This is a genomic window from Acidicapsa ligni (assembly GCF_025685655.1).
In the GTDB taxonomy this organism is placed as follows: domain Bacteria; phylum Acidobacteriota; class Terriglobia; order Terriglobales; family Acidobacteriaceae; genus Acidicapsa; species Acidicapsa ligni.
In genome coordinates this window covers 155,898-181,105 of the sequence record NZ_JAGSYG010000003.1, presented here as the reverse complement: position 1 = coordinate 181,105, position 25,208 = coordinate 155,898, and the positions used below count along the sequence as shown (strand labels likewise).

Genomic DNA, 25,208 nt, shown 5'->3' with positions numbered 1-25,208 from the left:
CCATACGAAAATACCGTTGGCGCCCCGGTTCCTCATGGATCAGGTGCTCACGTTTTCAATCTTTTGTTTTCAACTTTCAAGTGTAGCAGCGATGTGGGTGTCCGGTGGATGTGGCGGCAGAATCCTACAGCAGCCATAAAACAAATGTGTGGCGAGAGTGGGACGCTCGATTTTATTTGTTTTTTGAGGTCGTACAGGGATGCGCATAAGCTGCTCATATTGTTAGATTTATGCTTACCGTAAAAGGAGAATAACGAATCCCGGTTGTTGCTGGGGAATGAATTTGGCTGGTTGGGATTTGATGGGGGCAAACGGAAGCGCTTTTGGGTTGTAGGATTAGAAGCGGTCTGCTGATTTTGGGGACCTCTTTTTGTAGAGAAAGTGTGAGGTGGAATGGACGAAGGGCGTTGGGTACTGCTGATTGCCAGCGAGGTTGGTGGCACGGATTCGGTTTCAGACCGGGCAATGGAACGGCTGGTGGATGCAATCAGGAAAGAGGGTTACGAGGTGGTTCGTACCTCTACGCCAGAAGACGGTTTGTCGCTGGTGAAATCCGACCCATCGCATTCGGCTATTCTGCTGGACTGGGATCTGGAGGGCGAGAACCAGTTTGACGAGAGAGCCGCGCTGCGAATTATTCGCGCGGTGCGCCGTCGCAATAAGAAGGTGCCAATCTTCCTGATCGCAGACCGTACGCTGGTCAGTGAGCTTCCGCTTGAAGTGGTGCGACAGGTCCATGAGTACATTCATCTCTTTGGCGATACGCCGGCGTTTATTGCGAGCCGCGTGGACTTTGCCGTAGAGCGCTACAACGAGCAGTTGCTGCCGCCATATTTTCGCGAGCTGAAGAAGTACAACGACCAGGGCGCTTATAGCTGGGATGCTCCGGGGCATATGGGCGGAGTGGCGTTTTTGAAGCATCCGGTAGGCATGGAATTTCACAAGTTTTTTGGTGAAAACATCATGCGCTCCGATCTGGGTATCTCTACTTCGCCGCTGGGTTCATGGCTGGATCATATCGGGCCTCCAGGTGAGTCGGAGCGGAATGCTGCGCGTATTTTCGGCGCGGACTGGACGTTCTATGTGCTGGGCGGATCTTCAACTTCAAACCAGATTGTCGGGCATGGGGTTATCGGGCAGGATGACATTGTTATCGTCGATGCCAATTGCCATAAGTCGATTTGTCACTCGTTGACGGTGACAGGTGCGCGGCCCGTTTATCTGACGCCGACACGCAACGGTTACGGGATGATCGGGCTGGTCCCGTTGAAGCGGTTCAGTCCTGAAGCGATTAAAGAACTGATTGCGAAGAGTCCGTTCAGCGCGGGGGCTAGCTCGCAGGAGCCGGTTCATGCGGTGGTTACGAATTCGACTTATGACGGGCTTTGCTACGACGTGAATCGCGTGGTGACGGAGCTGGCGCAGTCCGTGCCGCGCATTCACTTTGATGAAGCGTGGTATGCGTATGCGAAGTTTCATCCGATCTATCGCGGGCGCTTTGCGATGGATGTTTCGGATGACATGCCGAATCGTCCGGCGCTGTTCGCGGTGCAGTCTACGCATAAGATGCTGGCGGCGTTTTCTATGGCGTCGATGGTGCATATCAAACTGAGCCCTCGTGCTCCGCTGGAGTTTGATCAGTTCAATGAAGCGTTCATGATGCATGGAACGACTTCGCCGTTCTATCCGCTGATTGCTTCGCTGGATGTTGCTGCGGCGATGATGGATGAGCCTGCAGGGCCGACGCTGATGATGGAAACGATCTTCGATGCGATCAGTTTCCGCAAGGCAATGTCTTCGATTGCGCATCGGTTGCGCGCGCTGGAGAATGGCGACGGCTGGTTCTTCCGGCTCTTTCAACCTGACAGGGTGGAAGACCCGATTGAACGCCTGACGTATCTTTTCGAGGATGCGCCGGATGAGTTGCTGGCGATGAATTCCAGTTGCTGGACACTGAAGCCAGGTGAGGATTGGCACGGCTATCAGGACGAGGATGTTGCCGACGAATACTGCATGTTGGACCCGACGAAGGTCACCATTCTGATGCCGGGCGTGAATGCGCAGGGCGTGGTGGCGGAGTGGGGAATTCCAGCGGCGATTCTGACGGAGTTTCTCGATGCGCGGCGCGTGGAGATTGCGCGTACTGGCGACTACACGGTCCTGGTGCTGTTCTCGGTGGGAACGAGCAAGGGCAAGTGGGGAAGCCTGCTGGAGAATCTTTTCGAGTTCAAGCGGCTTTATGATTCGGAAGCTACTCTGAGCGAGGCTTTGCCTGATCTGGTAACGAAATATCCGCAACGATACCGAAATGTTTCACTCAAGGAATTGAGTGACGAGATGCACGCGGCCATGGTTGAGTTGCGGCTGAGTGCTCTTGAAGGCGAGGCCTGCGAGTTGGATACGCAGGAGGTGTTGACGCCTTCGCAGACGTATCAGAAGCTGCTTCGGAACGGCACGGAAAAGGTGAAGTTCACGGAGATGGCCGGGCGCATTGCGGGCGTGATGCTGGTGCCTTATCCACCGGGAATTCCGGTTTGCATGCCGGGTGAGCGGTTGGGTGGGCCGGATAGTCCGGTGGTCAAGCTGATCCTGGCGCTGGAGGAGTTTGGCAAACGGTTCCCGGGCTTTGAGCGCGAGGTGCATGGCATCGAGGTGGACGCGGCCGGCGACTACTGGATGCGCGGCGTGATCGAGGCGACAGGGAAGCGAAGCAACGGAAAGAATCGTCCGCCTAGTTCTGCACCGCCGGTAAAACGCAAACGCAGGAATGTGAAAGCTGCGGCGCTACGGCCTGAGACCGGGTTGGGCGAACAGCGGTAATTTATTTAGAACAAGATGCCGTGGATGCTCGTGTAGATTAGCGAGCGTTCACGGTTCATGTTTCTATTGTTAGATGGAAAAATTTTATTGAGGTTGAGGCAGGGATAGGGCTAACTAAACCAGACGTCAAAAATCGTATGCTACGCGCTTGGGATGCTGAAGAGACAGCTTCCACTTGTCAGAAATGCCGATTTTTGTGGACAAATGAAGCCGAGCATCACCTTGCTCAACTATCGCTACAATCATGAAACATGATCAGTGGATGGCTACTGGCACTTTGTATCGCTCTTCTCTCGGTATGGTTGTTGTTCCTCTGCCTGGCATTTGCAAAGCTCACAAGGAGGATGACGCCCACAAAAGAATGGAGATATTATGTAACCTCTTTGGCACTTGCGTGCGCCATGGCAGCGGTCGCCTCCCTGCTGGCTCTCCACCTCTCATGGGTATCCCCCGACGTATCACAGAGACTCGGCACAAATGGCATAAGGGTCTTTGGATTACTGCTTTTTTGGCCGACGATCCTAGGTCTTGTCGTCAGCGGGTTTGGAGTGGGGCCAATCCGCATTCTTAGCATCGTGACATGCCTCGTAGCAGGCTTGTGGTACTTCACATTGGTCACGACAGCTGCGATCTCGATGGGAGCATCCACAGTACGTCACCCATCCCGCTTCCTGATACCTAAGGGGTATGTAGGGTGGATCACTATCAAGCATGGTCGGGAAGGTGCTCCCTCCGCATTTTCAAATGGGAAGTACGTGTACCAGATCCCCGTTTCCGGGATCTTTGAGACGTCTTCAGCTGTTGAAGATGGCTGGGCTCATGACGAATACTTTTACTACACCAAGAATGGTCCGCTCGAAGAAGTTCCTAGCACTGGTTGGGGTCAGGGTGGTTTGATCTGGGGAGAAACGGTCGGAGTAACAACACCGGGTGAGTCTAGACCAAAACAAATGAGTGAGAAGTTCTACGTCGGTACTGAGGAGCAATTTCGTGCCAACGAAAGCCATGCAATTAGCGTGTCACAGTGATAACTGGCGTTCAGCGGTGGCGTTTATTTGTCCATGTAACGGGTTTCTCGTTCTAGTGAATGTATTGCGATTAATTATTTATGAAGCGGTCAGTACTGGTTCCGGTCTATGGGAGTTTGCCGATTGCAGGATAGGTAGAACCAGCTGCAGAATCTGCGGGACTGTCTCTTCTGGAGTGCTGTGGCCGGGGGTGTAGAACCATTCTTTGGCTGCTCCGTAGATGGCCCAGCTTGCGGCGGCAGCGACCATTTCCGGGGACAGGGAAGCTGGGTTGTCAGCCGACAGGTCAGCTTGCTTTTTAACTCCAACGGAGAGCACGCGGCGGATGGCGGTGGTAATCGCAGCGTCCATGAGCGGCTCGAATGCGCTTTGCCGGCTGCACGCTCCTCCGTGATGGGTCTGCGCCAGGTAGTCACATGCGGCGAGGATGATGGCGCTGGCGGCGGTGGGGCAGGTTCCGTCGTAGATGACATTGCGCTCGTGCAGCAGCAGGTGAAAACCGCCTGCGACCATGGCGTCCAGCAGGGCGAATTTGTCGGTGTAGTGATCGTAGAAGGTGGCGCGATTCACAGTTGCGACATCGGTGATGTCCTGCACGGAGATTTCTTCGAAACTCTTCGATTGCATCAGCGTTTGCAGCGCGCCCTGTAGAAGCTGGCGGGTGCGCCGGATACGTGGGTCACGAACTTCGCAATCGGAAATTGGCATCTGTTTTGGTTCAACTTTCAAACTCGGCTCTTTCCAAGGTAGCAAATTCGGAAAAACTTTATTCAAAAAGAATCTCTTGCACAACATCTGTCGTCTACTATGGGAGACAGATATTGTTTAAGCGACAAACGTCGCCTAAGGAGAATTTACATGCCTACATTGCTTCACCTCGATTCGAGCCCACTTCCTACCTCTATCAGCCGTGAGTTGGCTGCTGAATTTTCCAAGACCTGGAATCACAAGCATCCCGACGGAAAGGTAATTTATCGCGATCTTGCTACCAATCCGGCCAAGCCAGTGGATACGACGTGGATTTATTCTGCCTACACTCCTGAGGATGCACGTTCGGCGGAGCAGAAGTCAGCGCTGGCTCACTCTGACGAACTGATTGCCGAGCTGGAACAGGCGGACGAGTACGTGATTGGCGTAGCTATGCACAATTTCTCGATTCCTTCCGTTCTCAAGCTCTGGGTGGACCAGATTGCCCGCAATGGACGGACTTTCTCTTATGGTTCTGCTGGTCCTGAGGGTCTTTTGAAGGGCAAGAAAGCGACGCTGATTGTGGCGAGCGGCGGCGTCTATGAGCCGGGAACGCCGATGGGTGCTTATAATTTCAGCGATCCTTATTTGAGGACTATACTTGGCTTCCTGGGCGTGACGGATGTCCATGTCATTTCAGCCGGTGGAGCGGCACAGGTGATGACCGGTGCTGTGGATCGTGGAACGTTCCTCAAGCCGAGCCTGGACGTTGTTCGCAACGCTGTTGCATAAATTGAACCAAGCATCATCCATTCGCAGTACGCATTAAGGAGACAACAATGAAGATCGCTGTCCTGATCGCGCGTATTTTGCTTGGCCTGGAGTTTCTTATCTTTGGGCTAAACGGATTCTTCCATTTCCTGCCTATGCCTCCCACACCCGGGGCGGCTGGGGAGTATCTGGGCGTACTGTTTACTGCGCATATGCTGGTGCTGCCGTTTCTGCTACAGACCGTGGGCGGCTTGCTGCTGTTGGTGAATCGCTTTGTGCCACTGGCGCTGATACTGCTGGGACCAGTCCTCGTTAAAATCCTGGAGTTTCATATCCTGCTGGCACCTGCGGGACTACCGATGGCTTTGATCACTCTGCTGCTTTGGCTGGTGATTTTCTTCGGAGTGAGACGCGCGTTTTCAGGTGTTTTTGCAGCAAAAACAGAGGTGTAACCGATCTGCAACCGGGCGTGGCTTTCGTCTACGCCTGGTTGCAGATTTCGAGAATCTGCTGGCCGTACTTTTCGACTTTGGCCGGGCCCATGCCTGAGATTTCCTGCAGCTGATTTGGGGTTGCCGGACGAGCATGGGCTATGGCTTGAAGAGTGCGATCGTGCAGCACGACGAATGGCGGCATACCCAGCTTTTTGGCGATTGTTGTGCGCCAGCCTTTAAGCGCCTGCTCCAGTTGCTGGGCCTCGGCGCTAAGTTCGATGAGTTGTTGTGGTCTGGTTGATTTAGATGGCGATTTCGTCGCTGTTTTCGTTACAGAAAGTTTACGGCTGGTAGCCGGGCGTTCGATCGTGGCGCCGGGTAGCTGAATCTCAAGCTGTGCACCGGGTTCAAGCTGATCGCCTTCGGCGGTGAGGCTTGCTTTGCGATAGAGAATTGTTTCGCCATCTTTGATCCACTCGGCGTCTTCTACGACGACGAAGCCGGATTTGGACAATGCGCCCAGGAAGCCATCCAACTCTTTTCGAGTGAGATCGCCGGGCAGCTCCTTTAATAACTTGCCGAGAGACTTGCCGCTGTTGCCGCGCAGAGCATCGAGGATTGCTTCCAGGGACTTTTCTTCCTGGCGAGATGCCGGGCGGTATTGTTGCGCGGAGCTATCGCTCGGGTTGCAGAAGTCGCAGATGCCGCAGCGAGTCTTGCCGTCTTCGACATCGCCGAAGTGCTGGACGAGTGCGGCCATGCGGCATTGGTGGCCGTCCACGTATTTCTGAACGAGGCCCATCTGGTTGCGCCGGTAGTCCGATTGGCGGGTATAGGGCTCGGACCACTTGTTTTTACCGCGTGTAGCGTTGTTGTTGTAGTCGACGTCGGCGCCGCCGTGAATGAAGAGTTTTTCAATGGCTTTGGAGAAGGTTTCATCGTCCATCTGAAGCTGAGCGCGGATGTCGTCGAGAGACGTTGGCTCATCGCTCAGGGCTTTGTAGACTTGCTGGAGCGTGTCGATGGGAGGATAGTCGCGCTTGAGGAAAAAGTCATGCGTGCGCTGGTCTGCGTAGGAGTGCATGAGGATGGTTTTGCTGGCGCGGCCATCGCGACCGGCGCGGCCGATCTCCTGATAGTAGCCTTCGAGCGTTGCCGGAAGTGCAACGTGGATGAGGGTACGTACGTCGGCTTTATCGATGCCCATACCGAAGGCGATGGTGGCTACTACGCAATCCAACTTGCCGCTCTGGAAGTTTTGCTGCACGTTCTCGCGAATCTCTGCCGGCAGGCCGGCGTGGTACGCGGACGCGGTACAGACCTGCGAGAGCTGCGAGGCTAATTCTTCGGCGCGTTTGCGGGCTGGGGCATAGATGATTGCGGGACGGCGCGCGGGGTCTTTGAGTAGTTCGCAGACGAGGTCGGCACGCATGGGCATCGGGACTTCGACTACTTCGATGGCGAGGTTGCTGCGGCGGAAGCCGTGGATGAACTTTTTCGCTTTGGCGAGGCCGAGCTGGGCTACGATGTCGCGCTGGACTGCCGGTGTTGCTGTTGCCGTGAGCGCGATTACCGGAGCAGGGCGCAGCGCGGGAAGGTACTGGCCGAGCATGCGATAGTCGGGGCGGAAGTCGTGTCCCCATTGTGAGATGCAGTGGGCTTCATCGATGGCAATGAGGGCGGGTTTGCGCTTGGCGAGCATTTCAGGAAAGCCGGGAACGCGCAGGCGTTCGGGGGCGATGAAGAGGAATTGCAGCGTGCCGTTGAGGTAATCGACGCAGGCCTGGCGGCTGACGGAGCGGTCGAGACCGGAGTGAATGCGGGCTACTGCAAATCCGAGCGAGGTGAGTTTGGCGCACTGATCTTCAATGAGTGCGATGAGTGGGCTGATGACGAGAGCTGTGCCGCCGCGGGCAATGGCTGGGAGTTGGTAGCAGAGGGATTTTCCTGCTCCTGTGGGCATGACGAGCAGTACATCCTCGCCGTCCACGGTGGCGCGGCAGACTGCTTCCTGATTGGCGCGAAAGGTCGGGAAGCCGAAGAACTTATGGAGCAACTCCGCAAGCGAGAGAGATTCATTCGGTATGGGATCAACAATCGCGAGGGAGGCCACAGTCTCCAGTGTAAGCGACCTGCGGGTCTACCAGAAGCTCCAATGGCCGCCTATGAGTACCCAGGCAGCTAATAGCAGATTGCTGGTGGCATGCGCAGCGATGGCGTCGCCGATTTTGCCGCTCCTTTTGAGAATCAATGCATAGACCAGACCGGCGATGATTCCGACGACCCAGTGCTGGCCGTGCATGAGCCCAAAGGCGGCAGAGGAGATTGCGATAGCGAGATAGGTGAGTCGGCGGAAGAGAACTGTGTCGAAGTCGCGATTGATGAGGCGGCGAGTGAGGTAGCCGCGGAAGGCGAGTTCTTCGGCAATGGGTACGGTGATGACGGCTGCTGTGACACGAAATATCAGCCAGGTATAGCGAGCAATGGGCGAGAGTGAGGCCAGAGCGGTGCCGAGATTGCCAGCCGCGTTGTCGGTACCGGTTTGCTTGCTCCAAAAGGTGGATGCGATCCAGATCAGGAAGACGATTGTGCCTCCCAGGGGTGCGGTCCAACTGAAGCGCCAATTCAGGTTTTTATATTCAGCGCGGTAATGCCAGATGGAGAATGCGGCGGCGACGAAGCGCAGGGGGTAGAGCCATTCAAAGTGGCCAGAGGCGGCGCGAGAAATGAAGGTCGCAGCGAGAATCGCGAGGAAGGGAACGAGGTATGCGGCTGTAGCTGGAGATTCCCCGGATTCTTCAAGGGAGAGTGTTGAGACGACTGCTCCGCCGTGCGCGCTGGAAGTAACGGGATCTTTGCGGACCCAAGAGAGTTTGCGCATGGCCATGGAGAAGGCGAGAGCTACGGCGGTGAATGCAATCCAACCGGCCTGGGAATGGAAGCCAACCATGGCGATTTCGCTGGAGAATGCGTTACCGATGAGGACAAGTGCGCTGATACGAACAACATTCAGTATCCAGACGCTTATGAGGGCACAGGGAATGAGCACGAGTGCCTGGGGAAAGCGGCTTTCCTTGCGAAAGTACCAGAGCCATAGCGTGGTGAAGACGAGAACCAGTGCGAGGCCTTCGAGACCGGAGCAGGCCTCAGCGACGATGACGACAAAGTTCGGGGTGCCGATGGTGAAGGATGCGGGATCGACGGTGACTCCGGGCAGAACTGCCTGCAATACGAGGCGGACTGAGTCGAAGGTGATGCCTTGCAGGATGCGTCCAGGCGCAGAGCTTGAGCCATTCCAGATGGATTGGAATGGGCTACGCAGATACAGAGCGGTAGCGCCCGCGAGCAGGGAATAGAGCCAGAGGAAATGAGTGGTGCGGAGGGTGCGAATCCAGGCCGAGATGGGTACGCAGGCCACGGCAAGCAGGGCTATGGCAGCGACTATGGCAATACGCAACTCTACGATGAGATGACTGCCATGAGCGACAGCGATGCTTCCGATAAAGACACCGACCATCAGCAGGGCGTGGACGATAAAGGGCAGCCAGCCAAAAGGGAGGCTTTCGCGATCTGTTTTGAGGCGGGAGTAGCCGAGTCCGATGAAGACGGCGAAGGCGACGATGCCGACAGGAGCGGCAGGGCCTACGAGTGCCTGATGATGCGGAATGCTGGCGACCACAATGCAGTCGATCGCCAGCACCGCAGCAAACAGAAAGAACCGTGCAAGTAAATGGTTCAGAAAAGATGGAACGTTGAAAAACGACCTTGCCTGGGAGGGGTTGCTCCCAGTGCAAGCGTGGTTGGAGTGGGGAATCAAGAGCCTACTGCTTGCGACGCTTCATGCGAAGAACCGTGAGTGCCCCACCCAGCAGCGTGAGTCCGCTGATGGCCATGCCAGGGTCAACTTCCGGTGCAGTGCTGCCAATCGGGTGTGGGTGCGACTTGGCAGGAGATGCATTGAGTCCGTTTGCATGGGCCAACGTGCTGGTACCTGCAACCAAAGCCAAAGCGAGAATCGAATACTTCAGAGTTTTCATCATTGTGTCCTTTCGGGCAGTTGTGGACAGTGGCCGGGATTACGGAATCGAATGTACCGATGCCCGACTCATTTGCCAGGCATTTCGATCCTTCGTCTTCGATCTTGCTGATTCCGCAATCGAGGTTCCAGGACTCTGTGCGTTACGTTGCTCGAGCGAAGAAGTTCTTGAATCGCCCGATTATGGAGCTACAAGCGAGGGATGAATGGCTGAGGCTAAACCCAATCCCCGGATGTAGCTGGCAGCAATGCTTGATACATCTCTTGCCTCACCATGAGTGTGAATGAGGAATGACAATACTGAAATAGCTATTCAGCGTCAGCGACTTGCAGCAAAGGTAATGCATTACTGCTCAATTTAGGTAATAGTGTCGCAAGGTACCAAGGCGTATCCGACGGCTGTAATGTCTTGTAACGTTCATAGAATGAACATCCTATCTGCTTATGGCGATAAACAATCCTGTGGCATGGGCGAGGATTGTTCCGCCTGCATTGAGGATCTGGGCGGTAGTCCAATGCTTGCGTCCTTCGCTGCGAGTGACGCGACCCTCTATTTGAATCAATCCGTTCGAGGCTACCGGGCGGAGGTATTCGACCTGCATTTGGCGAGTCATGGCCGTGACACCACGGGCACGATTGGCTTTGCTCATGGCTTCGTCAAGGAGGGTTGCTATGATACCTCCGTGGAGGTAACCAGGCGGTCCTTCATAAGAGTCGGAGATTGATGTGGAGCAGATTACGGTCTCATCCGGCAGTGTAGAAAATTTCAGTTGCAAACCTACCGAGTTGCCGGGGCCGCAACCGAAGCAGTGGTTTTGGGCTCCGTGAAAGAGCGGTTCGATATTCTGTTGCTCTGGATTTTGTTCGCTTGACCATGTTGTTTCCGTGCTTGTCGTTTCCGTGATGGCTGTTTCTGTAATGGTCGTTTCCGTGATTTCAGAACCTGCTTGCATCGGGCCGTTTTCGGGGGTAGGCAATGGCATAATTTCAGCTTACGATATGGTTTCTAAAATACCTGCTTCGGATGGCGAGGCAGGACATCCCATGTATGGCATTCCGCATTTTCTATCCATAGTCAAAAGAGTCAAAAACTTAAAGGAGAGTTCCATGAATCGCAGGACAGCAATCAAGCAAATGGGCGGGTTGGCCAGCGCGGTATTACTGACCGAATCCCTGGTGGGATCAGCACAGACGGGCGCAGCTAAACCTCAGACGGCTCCAACAGCTCCAGCGCCAACCGGGCCATTCACCTTACCGCCGCTGCCTTATGCGTATGACGCTCTGGAGCCATACTTCGATGCCGAGACGATGCATCTGCACCATGACAAACATCACCAGTCTTATGTAGACAAGTTGAATGCAGCGGTCGCCGGACATCCCGATGTTGCGAGCAAGTCTGTGAATGAGCTGGTGGCGGATCTGGGTTCGGTGCCGGAGGATATTCGGAAGGCGGTGCGCAACCAGGGCGGCGGACATGCGAATCACTCTTTCTGGTGGACATCGTTGGGCAAGGGCGGAAGCGGGCCGACCGGCGAGTTTGCAAAAGCGATCGATGCCAAGTTTGGAAGCTTCTCGGGATTTCAGGACAAACTGTCGGCTGAGGCTGCCGGAGTTTTTGGCAGCGGCTGGGCATGGCTGGTGATATTGCAGGATGGATCGCTGGAGATTGAGAGCACTCCGAACCAGGACAGCCCGCTTACACTTGGGTACAAGCCAGTGCTGGGCATCGATGTGTGGGAGCATGCCTACTATCTGAAGTACAAGAACAAACGGCCTGATTATGTGAAGGCTTATTTCTCAGCGGTGAACTGGGATGCGGCCAGCGCAAGGTATACCGATGGGAAGAAGGCTGTCTGATCTTGGGATTACAAAAGGGAACTGATCGTACTCGATTGCGGGCCGGGGCGGCGTTGGTTTTCGCTGCTCTGGCTCCGGTGGGGTTAGTCCTGTTTGGAATAGGTGCTTCAGGGTGCCATCATCAGGAACTCACTCCGCAGCAGGCTGAGGGGCAAAATCTGTACATGACGCGCTGCGCACATTGTCATGAGGACAATGACCTGATGCTGAAGCCGCCTCCGCCGAACATTCATGGAGCCATGCGGAAGAACCATCTGCCTAGCGGTGCGCCGGCGACGGATGCAGAGATACAACGGCTGGTGCTTGCGGGGAAGAACAAGATGCCGAGCTTTGCCGGGCGGTTTAACCAGGAACAGATGGCGGCGCTCCAGGCTTATCTGCATACCGACATGCCGTTGACTCAACCTGAATAGTGAACTTAAGCGGCTGGTTTGAGCAGTTCTAAAGCAGAAGCGAATGGGGAGCGAATCGGGCGTTATACTTGAATTACTATGGCGTCTGAAAAAACCTTCTACATTGAGACCTTTGGCTGCCAGATGAATGCCCATGACTCGGAAAAAGTCATCGGCACTCTGGAACAGCAGGGCTATACGCAGGTTCAGGTAGAGGAAGCAGCAGACCTGTTGCTGTACAACACCTGCTCGATTCGCGACAAAGCGGAGCAGAAGGTCTTCAACCGGCTGAACGATTACAAGAAGCTGCACAAGCAAGGCAAGCGTTTTGCGGTGATCGGCTGCGTGGCACAGCAGGAGGGCGAGAAGATTTTTGAGCGCGCTCCGTATGTTTCGCTGGTGGCCGGGTCGGCCTCGTATCGAAAGCTGCCGGAGATGCTGGCTCGGCTCGAAGCGGGAGAGACACGTATCACTGGCCTCGATGACCGGCAGACGGACGAGACTTTTGAGACGGAGTTTACCTCACGCACCAATCCTTACCGGGCGTACATCACGATCATTGAGGGCTGCGACAAGTTCTGCGCTTACTGTGTTGTTCCTTACACGCGCGGCAAGGAGCGGAGTCGAGGGTCGGACTCTGTGATGGAAGAGGCGCGACGCATCCTCGACCTGGGATACACCGAGATTCAACTGCTGGGGCAGAACGTTAATAGTTACCGCGATCCTACTGGAAAGAGGACATTTGCGGAACTACTGGGTGCGCTCGGTGAGCTGACTGGGGTTCGACGTGTGCGGTTTACCACGAGCCATCCTCGGGATTTCACCAGGGATATTGTGGATGTCATTGATGCGGTTCCGACGCTTTGCGATCACGTACATCTGCCGGTGCAATCGGGTTCGTCGCGGATTTTGCGAATGATGAATCGGGAGTATACGCGGGACTGGTACCTGGAACGGATCTCGTGGATCAAGGCCGCCAAGCGGCAGATTGCACTGTCCACGGACATCATTGTCGGCTTTCCTGCGGAGACGCCTGCGGACTTTGAAGAGACGGTTGATCTCCTGAACGAAGTTCAATACGATGCTGTCTTTGGATTCAAGTACTCACCACGGCCGAACACGCCGGCGCTGGTGATGATCGATTCCATTCCGGATGCGGAGAAGTCAACGCGGCTTCAGGTGTTGCTGGATCGCCAGCGCGAGATTCAAAGAACGAATTATGACAAGCATTTAGGTCAGGTTATGGAAGTAATGGTTGAGGGCAGCAATCCTTCCCGGGGACAGATTACCGGACGTAGTTCACAGAACAAACCGGTCAATTTTACCTGGAATCAACTGATCAATCCTGCGCCGGGAACTTATCATCAAGTACGGATTACGAAGACTTTTCCTAACAGCCTGGTAGGGGAAGCCGTTTAAGGAAAGGCTGCGAGAGGGGATTGGCATGGATATCGAAATGCGTATTCGCGGTCTGATGATGGACCCAAACACCAACATGCCTATCATTGTCCTGAAGGACGTGGGTTCCGACATGGTGCTGCCTATATGGGTTGGGATCTACGAGGCGAATGCGATCGCTCTTGAAATTGAGAAGCAATCCGCGTCGCGGCCAATGACTCACGACTTAACTAAAAACCTTATTGATTACATGAATGGAAGGCTGGATCGTATTGTTATTACAGAACTTAAAGACGATACTTTTTACGCAGTTCTATGGCTCACGCATCAAGGTGAGGCCATGACGGTAGACGCTCGCCCCTCGGATGCGATCGCACTGGCATTGCGCGCGGATTGCCCGATTTATGTGGCGGAGCCAGTGTTGGCGTTGGCCAAGCTGAATACATCCGGGCCATCGGATGGACCTAGCGCGGAGCAATTGAAGAAGTGGCTTGAAGGGTTGAACGACGACGACCTCGGCCGATACAAGATGTAGTTCTATTCACGATTAGCGCTCTTCCATAAGAAAGATCGGATGTTGCAATGCTGATTCCATCGAAAGGTGGAATTGCATGCCATCCCTTATGTCCAAGACACTTGTCTGACCTCACCGATAAGGTTCTCCTGTACCGAAAACAATAATCAGGAGAACTGGATGTCATTGAAGAGGCTTGTAGTTAGGTCAGGAATAGTGGTTTTGGCTGTCGCCGCGTTAGGGGTAGCAGTTCCCCAGGTATTAGAGGCTCAGGGATGTGTTGTAGCTCATTCCGTAGGTGGAGTGGGAGGTCCAGACAATGATGGAGGTTATCTTGCGCCAGGTCATTGGCAGCTTAATTTTGATTACAGGCATTTGTATTCCTTTCGCCATTATGTAGGGTCGGTTGAGCAGGTTTATAGGACGCAGGGACATTCCAATGTGCGCAATCGGATCAACTTGCTGGATGCAGGGTTGACGTACCAGATCACGCCACGATTCAGCGTAGAAGGGAATATTCCAGTAGAGTTTGCCAGCCGCCGGTATTTCATCGCGGCAGGTAGTCTCGGCGGAGGAGCACCCGGAGTCGATCTCATTGGAGATTACGGGGTATCTGGAGTTGGCGACGTGAGTTTCCAGGGGCAGGGCTGGGTCTGGAATCCGAAGAACAATCCAAGCCATAACATCCAGGTTGGATTGGGTGTGCAGATGCCGACAGGACGAGACAATATCCAGAACAATTTTGTGGCTATTCCGGGAACGCCATCGGCGAATTCGACGGCTGATTACTCCATCCAGCCGGGAATTGGCGTGTGGGCTATTCCGGTGACAGTGCAGTCGTTTCAGGCGCTTTCCCATTCGACACAGGCCTATTTCAATGGGAGCTACCTGGTGACTCCATCTGAGACGAATGGCGTTGCAAACGTTTCACCGCTTGGAACCCCGGAACCGGCGCAGGAAGCCAAAGTTTCGGCAGCGGATGAATACCTGCTACAGCTTGGTGTGGCCTACATGGTCGCCAAAGTGCCGGGCCTGACAGTGACCGGCGGACTGCGCAAAGAGGGCGTTCCGGCACATGACCTGATTGGTGGAGATGAGGGTTTCCGGCGGCCGGGATATGCGGTTTCGCTTGAGCCTGGAGTCATCTACAGCATGAAGGGCGGCCATGACCTCATCACGGCCAACATCGACCGGGCTGTTTACCGAAACCGAATTGCCAGCGTTCCGGACATGCAGTTGGGTACACATGGAGACGCGGCGTTTGCGGATTGGCTGTGGCTGGCCAGCTTCCAGCATCGCTTCTAGTATTTGCCGAAACTATATGTGGAGGATGGCCCTGTCGCTGGGTACAGGGCCACCGCCCATTTGCTGATTACATATCGAAGGAGAGTATTTTGAAGCGACTTTCATGGATGGCAGCCGTCATGCTGCTGGCTAGTTTTGTGGTTCTGAATGTGGGAGTTCTAAATGCGGGATCGGAAAAACCAGCTTCGTTGTCCCTGAGAAATTTACAGGGAAAAGACATGCGCCTGTCCGATCTGCGGGGAAAGATCGTCGTGCTGAATTTTTGGGCTACTTGGTGCGGGCCGTGCGACGCGGAGATGCCTATGCTCGTCAAGGCTGCGGATAAATACAAGGATGACAATGTTGCGTTTTTGGGCGTCTCGGTCGATGCCGCCGATACACAAAAAAAGATTCCTGGGTATCTGGAGAAGCGCGGGATTTCTTATCCTATTTGGGTCGGAGCGACAGATGAGGATCTAAAGCGGCTCAAGCTGGGAGAAGCTGTTCCGGCAACAGTATTTTTGGATACGGATGGTATGGTCCGCGCTCGAATACTCGGGCAGATGAGGCCTGGAGAAATTGAAGAACGAGTGGAGTGGTTACTAGGCAAAAAGCAGAGTAGCGAACCTCTGGCGCTAGTTAAACATTTGGATGAAAAATAAGAATTCAAGCCATAGTAGCCAAGATGGTTAGCTAATTTAATCTAATTGTTACAGAATATCTGTTATCAGACATGATGATTCTTTTCCTGATACTGCATAAAAGCGTCTATAAAGACCTTTTACACCGCATCTCGTCTCGTTGGTTTTGGGTCCGTTGTCAGCACTCATCACACCTCAATTTCCATGCGATGGTGCTGATTGGCGGCCGGATTCATCTTACAGATTCCTTGCCGCCGCAGTTCTTCAAAATGTATAGCTGAACGCTAGCCGGCTAGCATTCAGTCAATAGTGGGCGACGATAGGCTGGCCGCTTCACGCACGAATTTCCCTCGCTGCGCGATGCCCCGATTCGATAGCTCCCTGCATCCATCCATTCCAGCGGGACGTATGCTCGCCCGCAAAAAGAATTCGCCCTTCCCTGCGCGCGTTCACAGGAATAGAGCTGAGTTCGCCAGGGCCGAAAGCCGAAAGACCGCCTAGCTGCCAAGGATCCTGAGCCCAACTCTTTGATCGAGCTGCTTCAAAGTGTTCGACCGCACCGGGAAACACGATTTCTGCATCAGCGAGTGTTTGTTTTATACGGCTTTCTACATCCATTTCGTCCAGCTTCGCTGCTTTCGACCCGATTACATAGGACAGCAGGAGACCTCGCTTTTCGGGCGTATCCGGTCCCAGTGCCCAGAAACGCTCAGACAGCAGATCGGTATTGGCGAATCCGCTCTGGCCGCTCGCCTTCCAAAATTGGCTCTGCATTTGAAGGAATATCTTATCTACCGGGAAGTATTTCAGTTCCTGGATAACGCGTTGCTTGTCAGCGGAAAGGCGCGCCTCAGAGAACAGATTCCTGGCTACCGAGAACGGAAGCGCGGACACAACATAGTCACCGCGAACGGTCTCGTGGCCTTCGGCATTTTGAATAACTGCCCATGCACCGCCGTCATCCTGCCCGATGCTTACGACTCGGCATCCATACCGGACTGCTCCGCCGAGCCGGCTGGCGAGCGCTCCTGGAAGTTGATCGTTACCGCCGGAGATATGGAAATACTGGCGGGATACCTGCTCGTTGAAATTAACCAGCATAAGCAACCCGGCACTCGCAGCGGTGTCCCCACCCACGGTCATGAGTTCAATGCCGTCGGGGGAAAGACCTTGCTTGGTCAGATATTCGCGAAGCGTGGAGTCATCCTGCTCCAAAATAGATTTGGGAACATTGAGCGAATTCTCACTGCCCTTCGCGCGTTGCACTGGACCGCCCATGTAGCGTTCCGCCATACCCTTGCGGCCCAGGCGGCGTTCCTCCGGGCTCAGATTCAGTGGCCAGTCCGGTTCGGAATCGTGACGAAGAACGTAATTTTTCCCGCGCAGATGAATTACGTCTGCGAGATCACCGCCGTGGAAAGGTTCGAGTTTGAGACCAAATTCTTGTATATAAGAAAGCGTAAGATGATGCGTGTCCGGGATTCGTGTCGCCCCGGTTTCAGCGGTAAGCTCTGGATATAATCCTTCTCGCAGCGTTTGAACTCTGCCGCCTGCACGTCCCTGCCCTTCGAGAACAACAACATCGAAACCATATTTCTTCAACTCGTAAGCGCAAGAAAGGCCCGCCAGCCCTCCGCCCACGATAACTACTTTTCGTCGAGAGGTAGCCAAAGGGGCAAAGGCGGCATTGGCTGACGGGGTTAAAGCTGCGGCAGCCAATGCTGCGAGGAAAGCACGTCGGTTCATAATGTTCCTTATCAAATGGCACTAACTATTGGATTTATTACTTCTTAGCCGCAGCTACAGTTTCAGTATGAACTTCAGCAAGTCACTCCTTGCCATGCTTTACCCATACTGAAGATGCAAACAGTTCTTCCGATATTTGTTGTTCCTTAGAGTGTGACGACAGCCGCCTGAATGCCCTTATAGCTTGTGGTGGGTTCGGATAATCTCCGCGGCACGCTCGCCAATGATGATGCATGGAGCCATCGTGTTACCAGTAGTGATCCTTGGCATAATGGAGCCGTCAACGATGCGAAGATTTTCTATTCCGTACACTTTTAAATTGCCATCCACAACAGACATTGTATCGCGGCCCATCTTTGCCGTGCATGTCTCATGCCAATAGGTTGAGGCTCCATTGCGTGCGTATTCTTCAAGATCCGCGCCTTTCAAGTTACCCGGCATAACCTCGTGCTTGGCGAACGGTTTGAGTGCTGCAGAATTTCCTATTTCCCGCGACAGTTCTATACAGGCAATCGCGGCTTTTAGATCGTCCGGATGGGATAGGAAATTGGTGTCAATTTGTAGAGGATCGTCTGGATTGGGACCGGTGAGACTGATACTTCCACGGCTCTTCGGTCTTTCAAGACCTCCGAATAATATCCAGCCGTTGGTGGGCGCGTGAAATCTCGCAATGTTCTCAGGTGTAGATTTGAAGAACTCGCCCAGAATGATCTGCATGTCAGGAGCCTCAAGCTTCGGATCGCTCTTCCAGAAAACCATGGCTTCGGCCAAGTTATTGCGTGGCGATAATGGCTCGGGTGCCTCCCAAACTGAATCGAATCCAACATGGTCCTGAAAGTTCTGACCGACGCCTGGCAGATGCTGCACTACTGGAATTCCGAATCGCTTTAATTCAGCCTCGTCACCTATACCAGATTGCATCAATACCTTCGGAGTATTGATCGCGCCCAGTGAAAGAATGACATCCGACGTCGCTAAAATGCATTGCGTCTTACCTTCAAAGACAATCTCTACACCAGCAGCTCGCTTACCATCGAAGATCAGTTTAGTTACCAGTGCGTGAGACAGAATCGTTAGATTAGGCCGGTCAATATTAGGAAAGACATAAGAGCGGAATACAGATTGCCGCTTTCCATCGCGTACACGGATATCCACGATAGAAGCCCCGCCAGCACCCTCCATCATTCGGCCATTCTGATTCTCATAGACAGGAATTCCGAGTGATCGGCATCCCTCAAGCATCGCTCCCGCCATAGGATTGGGGTCAGGCGCAGGTTCAACAAAGAGCGGACCACCTACACCGCGATACTTCGGATCTGGCTCCCCATGCCAATCTTCGATGCGGCGATAGATGTTTAAAACCGATTGGTAATTCCATGCAGGATCTCCGGCTTCAGAGGCAAAGAAATCCCAATCGGTCTGGTGCCCTCGGGCCCAGATCATGGTATTAATCGTCGAGCCGCCGCCCAACGCCTTACCCATCGATAGAGGCACGGAACGACCATTCAGGTTGGGATCAGGCTGCGATGTGAATCCCCAGTCTCGTTCGCTCCCAATGTTCATGGGCCACGCTGCTGCCTCGGTAACGAACGGATCAGTATCGTCGCCGCCTGCTTCCAGTAGCAGTACTTTCACAGCAGAGTTTTCAGAGAGACGACTTGCAATCACGGATCCAGAAGAACCAGATCCACAAACAATAAAGTCGTAATGCGTGGCTACAACAGAGCCGGGAGTATTGGAACTCATGGTGCTTTGTCCTTGTGTGTTGTTGATGGGCGCAGGTAGGCAGGCTCGCATTCGGCTCCATCGATACCGAATGCGAACAACATGAAGTGTCGCGTCTTAACGGAGAATAATTTTTTATTCCCCGTCACTCCATCTCATGTTTTTGAACACTGCATGGATGATGGCGAGCTTGCGCCATCATCCATGCAGGGGATGCATTTGGGTTAGCTGGCGAGAAACTTGAGTACCTCTGCGCCGAACTCGACAGAATATTGGAAAAGAAATCCGTGTGCGGCATCCGGATAGATTGCAACCTTCGCGTTCGGGATCAAGCCGCCCATCAGGTGGGTCAGCTTGGCGGGGATCATCAGGTCACTCTCGCCATTTGCTACCAGGGTCGGTTGAGCGATGGATTCAAGTCGAGCCAGTTTTGCATGGTCGGAAATACCCCACTCAACTACAGCGTCGTACTGTCTGCTGAATGCCTCAATGGTGCACATGGGGCCGCGATCTTCCGTTCGCGCCATAAAGCGGCCGAGGAACTCCATGCCCTTTGCCTGGCTCGTAGGCGTATGTGCAAAGAAAGCAAAGAGAAGTTCTTCTCCCCCGATATCCGGCTTACGAACGGCGTCGGCAATTTCCTTTTGCCAACCATGCATTGAGGGTCCGCCCTGAGGCCCGGTACCAGCCAGGATCAGCTTTCGAACCTGAAGAGGCCGTAACAATGCTAGCTCCTGTGCGACAAAGCCTCCCAACGAAAAGCCCAGAACATCAACCTGCTCGAGTTTCAGACTATCGAGGAACGCGATTGCATCATGCGCCATCTCCAGAACGGTTGTTGGCACCGTACCTTCGGAGAGCCCAACTCCGGTGTTGTCAAAAAGAATGACTTCACGTTCGGCTGAGATCGTGTCCGTAAGCAGCGGGTCCCAATTGTCGAGTCCACCACGGAAATGTTGAAGGAAGAGTAGAGGAGTACCGCCGGTTTTTCCAAAACGACGATACGCGTACTTGACACCGTTTGAAGCTGTCACAAATAAGTTGGGTGCCACATGATGAGCTGATTGAACTGCCATAAAATAAATCTCCAATTTTGGATATATCTGAAACCCAGGAAGGGTGACATGATTTTCATAAAAGTCGAGCAAGTCGAGGGCAGGACAGGATGCAGTCGTTCACTTGAAACTGGCCCTTGATGCCGCTTCGAAAATACATCCGCCATGTTCACAGTTCTTATGCTGTGTAATCCAAGGCTAGTCTTGGATGGAGATAGCAGTCTTGGCTAAAACTGATGTAATGTGGCTATTTCTGATGGATTATCGAGGCAATAGCGTTCGACGCGGCCCTTCAATCTTCCGTCGCTTCAATCTGAGGTTAGCTGGCTATCGAAAAGGCCGACGCCGGAGCCAAGGAATGGCGGGAGTAGGCTTCGCACTTCTTGGTCTGAACTCGTTTCTCCATTGCCGGAATTGTATTGTCTGCTACTCCCAAGAGTGTTTCTCCGTCGCCATATCCCGGGACTCATCCCCTGAATTCGTTTGAAGGAGCGGTTGAATGCAGATTGATCTGCAAATCCAGACCGAGCGGCGATGTCGGCCAGGGGCAATCGCGAGTTCATCATAAAATCTTTGGCCTTCTCTATACGGCGTTCAGTCAGCCATGTATAAGGCGGCCTGCGAAAGGTCTTTTTGAAAGCCCGCGCAAAGTGACCTAAGGACAAGTCACAGGCCTCAGCAACTTGCTGCAGAGCAATGTTGCCGTCGAGATGGGCATCCAACAACGCTGTAGCTCTTCGCATCTGCCAAGGTGAAAGCCCACCTCGAACTTTTGGAGTCGACCTTGTCATACCGCCATACGAATAAGCAAAATGACAGTTCAAGGCATACAAAACATGATCCACGAAAATCTTCGAAGCGTGATGGGGTTGCTCCAGTGAAGAGAGAAGAGTCTGCCCAAGGTGGTAAACTACAGGATCAACTACCCCGTGCGGCCAGACCAACTGCTCTACTCGTGGCGCCTGATGGGCATCCGTAGTTTCATCCAGATCTGTTTGAGTGACATACAGCACCAACGCATCGAAGGGATTTGGGAGCAGGACCGCCGGCTCCTCTTGTAAATTGATGACACTTACGCCACCTACAGGGTAAGAACCACTCGATACCTTCTTGTTGCTGAGGAATTGTTCGATAAAAGGTATGGCTTTGAGTTGCAACGCAATAATGTAGCCACGCTCACCGACGACAGGACGTGCAACTTCAAGGAGGCCTTGACTGCTCTGAAGTCTACCGAACGAGAAAGAGGCAGCTTCCGATAGCCTTACCTCCGCCGTCGGCGAATCTTTGAGATACATGGCCTCCGCGAGTTGATTCCAGACGGTGGGGACTTCCCTGGATTGATCCATGCGCGCCCGACTCCTAACTATTTTTTTGCGACCTTGGGCTCTACTTTAGAAGGGTCGGATTTTATCTATTTATTCGATTCGGTCTGTGGCGAAACAGGTGCATCTTTGTGGCAAGGAGAGTGTTGAATGGGGTGTACCGAAGGTCGGGAGACTACGCAAGTGTTTATGGCTTACAGAACCAAGTTTAAACAGAATCGTTGCTGTACCTTCTGAGATTAGTCTTTGATAAAGTGACAATCTTGGCAAAACTGACATGATTTGGCCCTTTCTGATGGATTGTCATGCCAATAGCGAGCGGCGCGGTCCTTATTAAAAGAGTCCACCTTGCACGACGAATCGAGATGGTTCGCTAACAGTTTTAGGAGGTGGCAACTGTTGCTTTTGTCTGCCTTTCGATGGGCAAGAAAACCCGCAAAACTCTAGCACACAGCTTCAGGCTTATTTCCCAATAACTATTCTAAAATCAATCACATAGATCTGCGCAATGCCTCCAGAAACACCTGGAATCGGCATGATCGATAATTGTTGAATTATTACAATTGAATTGAATTCGATCATAACGATTGATTGCCACGAACCTTTGCATCGAGGTTGGCATCTAGAACAATATGAGTGATTTTATTAAGACGTTTAAATTGGGCGGCGATCTTGAGATTAACCGTCTTGGGTTTGGTGCCATGCGCATTGTCGGCGACGGAATTTGGGGTGAGCCGAAGGATGCTGAAAATTCGAAGCAGGTGTTGAAGCGTGCGGTTGAGTTGGGCGTTAACTTTATCGATACGGCAGATTCCTACGGTCCGGCAGTAAGTGAACGGTTGATTGGCGAAGCGCTGGCGCCGTACGCTAAAGGCGTTGTGGTGGCAACGAAGGCTGGGCTGACACGCCAGGGACCGAATGCATGGGCTCCCGTTGGGCGTGCTGAGTATCTGATTCAGCAGGCCGAGTTGAGCTTGCGCATTCTCAAGCTTGAGACGATCGATCTTTGGCAGTTGCATCGAATCGATCCAAAGACCCCAGTTGAGGAGTCTCTCGGGGCAGCAAAAAAGCTGCAGAAGGAAGGCAAGATCCGGCACATTGGATTGAGCGAGGTCAAGGTTTCGGAGATTGAGCAGGCACGCAAGGTTGTCGAGATTGTGAGCGTCCAGAATAAGTACAACCTGAGCGACCGCGAACATGAGGATGTTCTGGAGTATTGCGAGAAGCATGGCATCGCGTTCATCCCGTGGTTCCCTGTCGCGGCCGGCAAGCTGGCACAGCCTGGTGGAGTGTTGGACGAAGCAGCCAAGAAGCATGGGGCCACGTTAAGCCAGCTTTCGATTGCCTGGCTTTTGCAACATTCGCCTGTAATTCTTCCTATCCCAGGCACCTCTTCCGTGAAGCATCTGGAGGAGAATGTGAAGTCCGTGGATGTGAAGTTGAACGATTCGGAGTGGGCCGAGATCGAGGCTGCTGCGAAGAGCTAACAAATCTTTGGGGGTTGCAATGCAACGGAGTCGCTGATAGCGGCTCCGTTTTTGCATGCCATCTTCCTGACGGAGTAGAGTTCTCTTTTAAGACTAAAGGTGGGAATATGGCGCTTAAATTTACGACTTCATACTTGGAAGACTCCATTGGACTCTTTTACCACTATAAAAAGCTGACTGACGATGCGATGGCGCAACTGACGGACGAGCAGCTTTACATTACGCTCGATCCCGAGATGAATTCGATTGCAATTGTGGTCAAGCACATGTCCGGCAATATGCAATCGCGCTGGAGTGATCTGCTTGCAACTGATGGGGAGAAGCCGTGGCGCAATCGGGATGCTGAGTTCTGCGAACCGCCGGGAAATCGCGATTCCCTTCTGGAATGTTGGGAAGTGGGCTGGGCTACGTTATTTGGAGCGCTCAAAGAACTAACGGAAGCTGATCTTGTGCAGCAGGTTATGATTCGCGGCGAGGCCCATTCTGTGATGCAGGCCATCAATCGGCAGATGGCTCACTACAGTTATCACTGCGGACAGATTGTTTTTCTGGCGAAACATCTTCAGCATGCGAGTTGGCAGACGCTGAGCGTTCCCCGTGGACAGTCAGAAGTGTTCAATCAAAAGGTTGCTCGAGGCGAAGTCAGCCAACGTTAAGTTTGCAACGAAGCCTGCGCACACAGCTTTTCAGAATCCCGGTGCCAGCGGAGCAGCAGAATGCTCGAGATGACGATCAGAGCTAGCGTGAGACCGATCCACATGCCGTAGATGCCCCACTTGAGCACGAAGCAAAGAATGAGCCCGAGCGGCAGGCCGAGGATCCAGTATCCGATGAAGTTGGCGATCATTGGAGCACTGGTTTCGCCGAGGCCGCGAAGTGCTCCGGTGCAGACGGTTTGAACGCCATCGAAGATCTGGAAGGCGGCAGCGATCCAAAGCAGGCTTGGGCCAACGGCGAGAACTGCGGGGTCGTGCGTGTACAGTTCGATCAATGGCCTGGGGATGATGAAGAAGACGATTCCGGCGATGATCATGAAGCTGGTGCCGAGGCCGAGCGCAAGCCAACCGGCTCGACGGGCACGGGCTTTGTCTCCGGCTCCTACGGCATGGCCAACGCTGACGGCTGCGGCTGCGGAGACTCCGAGTGGCACCATGTAGGTGACGCTGGCGTAGTTGATGGCGATCTGATGTGTGGCCAGTGCGATGGGCGAGAGCCATCCGGCGGAGAGCGTTGCGGCGTTCCATGCGCCGACTTCGAGCGTGATCTGCCCGGCGGCCGGTAGCCCGAGACGGATGAGTTCCTTGATGCGATCGAGCTGCGGTCCAGCCCAATGCTTGAAGAGCGGATGGCCGCGCTTGCGTTCGTAGCGCCAGGCGAAGCCTAGCATCGAGACGGCCATCAGGATGCGGGCGATCACAGTAGAGAGAGCTGAACCGCGAACCCCCATGGCGGGTAGGCCGAAGTGTCCGTAGATGAGCACCCAGTTCCCTCCCCAGTTGATGAGGTTTGCTGCCACGTAGGTGAGCGTAATGACTTTGACCTGGCCGACGCCTTGCAGGTAACGACGTGATGCACCGTAGATGAGGAGCGGCAGGATGCTCCAATTGAGTATGCGAAGGTAGGCGGCTGCAGGCGTTGCTACTTCCGCTGTGATGCCGACGCGGCCGAAGCCGAAGCTTGCCGCGGCTACGAGAATCATGAGAACTGGCGTGATGGCGATGGCCAGATAGATGCCTTGCGCAAGCCAGCGATGACAATCGTCGTAGTCCTTGCGGCCGTAAGCCTGCGCAACTACTGTATCCAGACCGAGCAACAGACCGATGCCGAAGAGCGATGGAGTGTAGAAGAGCGCGTTGCCGAGTGCCACAGCGCCGATGGAGACTGGACCGAGTCTACCGACCATGATCGTATCGACGACGCCCTGTGCCATCCAGCCTAGTTCGCTTAGAACGACGGGAACGGCGAGGCGCACGAGTGCTGCGAGTTCACCCTTCCAATGTGCGCGTGGCAT

The 25,208-nt window shown here is 53.8% G+C and carries 22 protein-coding genes; 12 read left to right on the top strand and 10 right to left on the bottom strand.

Going from position 1 to position 25,208, the window contains the following annotated elements:
• The first annotated feature begins 393 nt into the window (after positions 1-393).
• Positions 394-2,820, top strand: a complete 2,427-nt coding sequence (locus OHL19_RS11240; RefSeq protein WP_263357792.1) for an Orn/Lys/Arg family decarboxylase — start codon at positions 394-396, stop codon at positions 2,818-2,820.
• A gap of 344 nt (positions 2,821-3,164) precedes the next feature.
• The gene (locus tag OHL19_RS11235; RefSeq protein WP_263357791.1) at positions 3,165-3,848 is read left to right on the top strand and encodes a DUF6843 domain-containing protein; all 684 of its coding nucleotides are present in this window, start codon (positions 3,165-3,167) and stop codon (positions 3,846-3,848) included.
• Between the two features lie 78 nt (positions 3,849-3,926).
• Here OHL19_RS11235 and OHL19_RS11230 read toward each other — a convergent pair whose 3' ends face one another.
• Positions 3,927-4,556, bottom strand: coding sequence for a TetR/AcrR family transcriptional regulator (locus OHL19_RS11230; RefSeq protein ID WP_263357790.1), 630 nt, complete (start codon positions 4,554-4,556; stop codon positions 3,927-3,929).
• 150 nt (positions 4,557-4,706) lie between these two features.
• On the opposite strand from OHL19_RS11230, the gene OHL19_RS11225 reads away from it, so the two are divergent.
• Positions 4,707-5,327: an FMN-dependent NADH-azoreductase gene (locus OHL19_RS11225; protein ID WP_263357789.1), complete on the top strand. Its 621-nt coding sequence runs from the start codon at positions 4,707-4,709 to the stop codon at positions 5,325-5,327.
• 47 nt (positions 5,328-5,374) lie between these two features.
• Positions 5,375-5,758 (top strand): hypothetical protein, encoded by a 384-nt coding sequence (locus tag OHL19_RS11220; protein ID WP_263357788.1) that lies wholly within the window; start codon positions 5,375-5,377, stop codon positions 5,756-5,758.
• 28 nt (positions 5,759-5,786) lie between these two features.
• Here the strand turns inward: OHL19_RS11220 and OHL19_RS11215 are convergent, their stop codons facing one another.
• The 4 genes from OHL19_RS11215 to OHL19_RS11200 all read right to left on the bottom strand — a co-directional run bounded on the left by OHL19_RS11215 (position 5,787) and on the right by OHL19_RS11200 (position 10,759).
• Complete coding sequence (locus OHL19_RS11215; RefSeq protein ID WP_263357787.1) at positions 5,787-7,853, bottom strand: RecQ family ATP-dependent DNA helicase; 2,067 nt, start codon at positions 7,851-7,853, stop codon at positions 5,787-5,789.
• Positions 7,854-7,880: 27 nt separating this feature from the next.
• Complete coding sequence (xrtE, locus tag OHL19_RS11210) at positions 7,881-9,419, bottom strand: exosortase E/protease, VPEID-CTERM system (protein ID WP_263357786.1); 1,539 nt, start codon at positions 9,417-9,419, stop codon at positions 7,881-7,883.
• 142 nt (positions 9,420-9,561) lie between these two features.
• Positions 9,562-9,780 carry an LPXTG cell wall anchor domain-containing protein gene (locus OHL19_RS11205; RefSeq protein ID WP_263357785.1) on the bottom strand — a complete coding sequence of 73 codons (219 nt, stop codon included), beginning with the start codon at positions 9,778-9,780 and terminating at the stop codon, positions 9,562-9,564.
• A 430-nt stretch (positions 9,781-10,210) separates the two neighbouring features.
• A complete protein-coding gene (locus tag OHL19_RS11200; protein ID WP_263357784.1) occupies positions 10,211-10,759 on the bottom strand; it encodes a PaaI family thioesterase in 549 nt (182 codons plus the stop codon).
• Between the two features lie 124 nt (positions 10,760-10,883).
• Here OHL19_RS11200 and OHL19_RS11195 point away from each other — a divergent pair, with 124 nt between their 5' ends.
• From OHL19_RS11195 to OHL19_RS11170, 6 genes are all read left to right on the top strand, one after another.
• Positions 10,884-11,633, top strand: coding sequence for a superoxide dismutase (locus OHL19_RS11195; RefSeq protein WP_263357783.1), 750 nt, complete (start codon positions 10,884-10,886; stop codon positions 11,631-11,633).
• 2 nt (positions 11,634-11,635) lie between these two features.
• A complete protein-coding gene (locus OHL19_RS11190) occupies positions 11,636-12,046 on the top strand; it encodes a c-type cytochrome (protein ID WP_263357782.1) in 411 nt (136 codons plus the stop codon).
• A 78-nt stretch (positions 12,047-12,124) separates the two neighbouring features.
• Entirely contained in the window at positions 12,125-13,444 is a 1,320-nt protein-coding gene (gene miaB / locus OHL19_RS11185; RefSeq protein WP_263357781.1) for a tRNA (N6-isopentenyl adenosine(37)-C2)-methylthiotransferase MiaB, read from the top strand.
• Positions 13,445-13,469: 25 nt separating this feature from the next.
• Positions 13,470-13,958, top strand: coding sequence for a bifunctional nuclease family protein (locus OHL19_RS11180; protein ID WP_263357780.1), 489 nt, complete (start codon positions 13,470-13,472; stop codon positions 13,956-13,958).
• A gap of 159 nt (positions 13,959-14,117) precedes the next feature.
• Positions 14,118-15,242, top strand: coding sequence for a hypothetical protein (locus tag OHL19_RS11175; protein ID WP_263357779.1), 1,125 nt, complete (start codon positions 14,118-14,120; stop codon positions 15,240-15,242).
• An 89-nt stretch (positions 15,243-15,331) separates the two neighbouring features.
• Positions 15,332-15,883 (top strand): TlpA family protein disulfide reductase, encoded by a 552-nt coding sequence (locus OHL19_RS11170; protein ID WP_263357778.1) that lies wholly within the window; start codon positions 15,332-15,334, stop codon positions 15,881-15,883.
• Between the two features lie 312 nt (positions 15,884-16,195).
• Here the strand turns inward: OHL19_RS11170 and OHL19_RS11165 are convergent, their stop codons facing one another.
• The 4 genes from OHL19_RS11165 to OHL19_RS11150 all read right to left on the bottom strand — a co-directional run bounded on the left by OHL19_RS11165 (position 16,196) and on the right by OHL19_RS11150 (position 21,734).
• The gene (locus OHL19_RS11165) at positions 16,196-17,608 is read right to left on the bottom strand and encodes a flavin monoamine oxidase family protein (protein ID WP_263357777.1); all 1,413 of its coding nucleotides are present in this window, start codon (positions 17,606-17,608) and stop codon (positions 16,196-16,198) included.
• Between the two features lie 177 nt (positions 17,609-17,785).
• Entirely contained in the window at positions 17,786-19,354 is a 1,569-nt protein-coding gene (locus tag OHL19_RS11160) for a GMC family oxidoreductase (RefSeq protein WP_263357776.1), read from the bottom strand.
• A gap of 203 nt (positions 19,355-19,557) precedes the next feature.
• The gene (locus tag OHL19_RS11155) at positions 19,558-20,409 is read right to left on the bottom strand and encodes an alpha/beta fold hydrolase (RefSeq protein WP_263357775.1); all 852 of its coding nucleotides are present in this window, start codon (positions 20,407-20,409) and stop codon (positions 19,558-19,560) included.
• A gap of 287 nt (positions 20,410-20,696) precedes the next feature.
• The gene (locus OHL19_RS11150) at positions 20,697-21,734 is read right to left on the bottom strand and encodes a helix-turn-helix domain-containing protein (RefSeq protein WP_263357774.1); all 1,038 of its coding nucleotides are present in this window, start codon (positions 21,732-21,734) and stop codon (positions 20,697-20,699) included.
• A 608-nt stretch (positions 21,735-22,342) separates the two neighbouring features.
• Here OHL19_RS11150 and OHL19_RS11145 point away from each other — a divergent pair.
• Both OHL19_RS11145 and OHL19_RS11140 read left to right on the top strand, forming a co-directional pair.
• Positions 22,343-23,197 (top strand): aldo/keto reductase, encoded by an 855-nt coding sequence (locus tag OHL19_RS11145; RefSeq protein ID WP_263357773.1) that lies wholly within the window; start codon positions 22,343-22,345, stop codon positions 23,195-23,197.
• A 107-nt stretch (positions 23,198-23,304) separates the two neighbouring features.
• Positions 23,305-23,853, top strand: a complete 549-nt coding sequence (locus tag OHL19_RS11140) for a DUF1572 domain-containing protein (protein ID WP_263357772.1) — start codon at positions 23,305-23,307, stop codon at positions 23,851-23,853.
• On the opposite strand, the gene OHL19_RS11135 is transcribed toward OHL19_RS11140, so the two are convergent.
• Positions 23,850-25,208, bottom strand: coding sequence for an MATE family efflux transporter (locus OHL19_RS11135; RefSeq protein ID WP_263357771.1), 1,359 nt, complete (start codon positions 25,206-25,208; stop codon positions 23,850-23,852). The two genes, OHL19_RS11140 and OHL19_RS11135, sit on opposite strands and share 4 nt — an antisense overlap.

What these genes read in the sequence shown, in the direction of transcription:
- OHL19_RS11240 (WP_263357792.1), top strand. Translation starts at nt 394, where the DNA reads ATGGACGAAGGGCGTTGGGTACTGCTGATTGCCAGCGAGGTTGGTGGC.
- OHL19_RS11235 (WP_263357791.1), top strand. Translation starts at nt 3,165, where the DNA reads ATGACGCCCACAAAAGAATGGAGATATTATGTAACCTCTTTGGCACTT.
- OHL19_RS11230 (WP_263357790.1), bottom strand. Translation starts at nt 4,556, where the DNA reads ATGCCAATTTCCGATTGCGAAGTTCGTGACCCACGTATCCGGCGCACC.
- OHL19_RS11225 (WP_263357789.1), top strand. Translation starts at nt 4,707, where the DNA reads ATGCCTACATTGCTTCACCTCGATTCGAGCCCACTTCCTACCTCTATC.
- OHL19_RS11220 (WP_263357788.1), top strand. Translation starts at nt 5,375, where the DNA reads ATGAAGATCGCTGTCCTGATCGCGCGTATTTTGCTTGGCCTGGAGTTT.
- OHL19_RS11205 (WP_263357785.1), bottom strand. Translation starts at nt 9,780, where the DNA reads ATGATGAAAACTCTGAAGTATTCGATTCTCGCTTTGGCTTTGGTTGCA.
- OHL19_RS11200 (WP_263357784.1), bottom strand. Translation starts at nt 10,759, where the DNA reads ATGCCATTGCCTACCCCCGAAAACGGCCCGATGCAAGCAGGTTCTGAA.
- OHL19_RS11195 (WP_263357783.1), top strand. Translation starts at nt 10,884, where the DNA reads ATGAATCGCAGGACAGCAATCAAGCAAATGGGCGGGTTGGCCAGCGCG.
- miaB (WP_263357781.1), top strand. Translation starts at nt 12,125, where the DNA reads ATGGCGTCTGAAAAAACCTTCTACATTGAGACCTTTGGCTGCCAGATG.
- OHL19_RS11180 (WP_263357780.1), top strand. Translation starts at nt 13,470, where the DNA reads ATGGATATCGAAATGCGTATTCGCGGTCTGATGATGGACCCAAACACC.
- OHL19_RS11175 (WP_263357779.1), top strand. Translation starts at nt 14,118, where the DNA reads ATGTCATTGAAGAGGCTTGTAGTTAGGTCAGGAATAGTGGTTTTGGCT.
- OHL19_RS11165 (WP_263357777.1), bottom strand. Translation starts at nt 17,608, where the DNA reads ATGAACCGACGTGCTTTCCTCGCAGCATTGGCTGCCGCAGCTTTAACC.
- OHL19_RS11160 (WP_263357776.1), bottom strand. Translation starts at nt 19,354, where the DNA reads ATGAGTTCCAATACTCCCGGCTCTGTTGTAGCCACGCATTACGACTTT.
- OHL19_RS11155 (WP_263357775.1), bottom strand. Translation starts at nt 20,409, where the DNA reads ATGGCAGTTCAATCAGCTCATCATGTGGCACCCAACTTATTTGTGACA.
- OHL19_RS11150 (WP_263357774.1), bottom strand. Translation starts at nt 21,734, where the DNA reads ATGGATCAATCCAGGGAAGTCCCCACCGTCTGGAATCAACTCGCGGAG.
- OHL19_RS11145 (WP_263357773.1), top strand. Translation starts at nt 22,343, where the DNA reads ATGAGTGATTTTATTAAGACGTTTAAATTGGGCGGCGATCTTGAGATT.
- OHL19_RS11140 (WP_263357772.1), top strand. Translation starts at nt 23,305, where the DNA reads ATGGCGCTTAAATTTACGACTTCATACTTGGAAGACTCCATTGGACTC.
- OHL19_RS11135 (WP_263357771.1), bottom strand. Translation starts at nt 25,208, where the DNA reads ATGCCACGCGCACATTGGAAGGGTGAACTCGCAGCACTCGTGCGCCTC.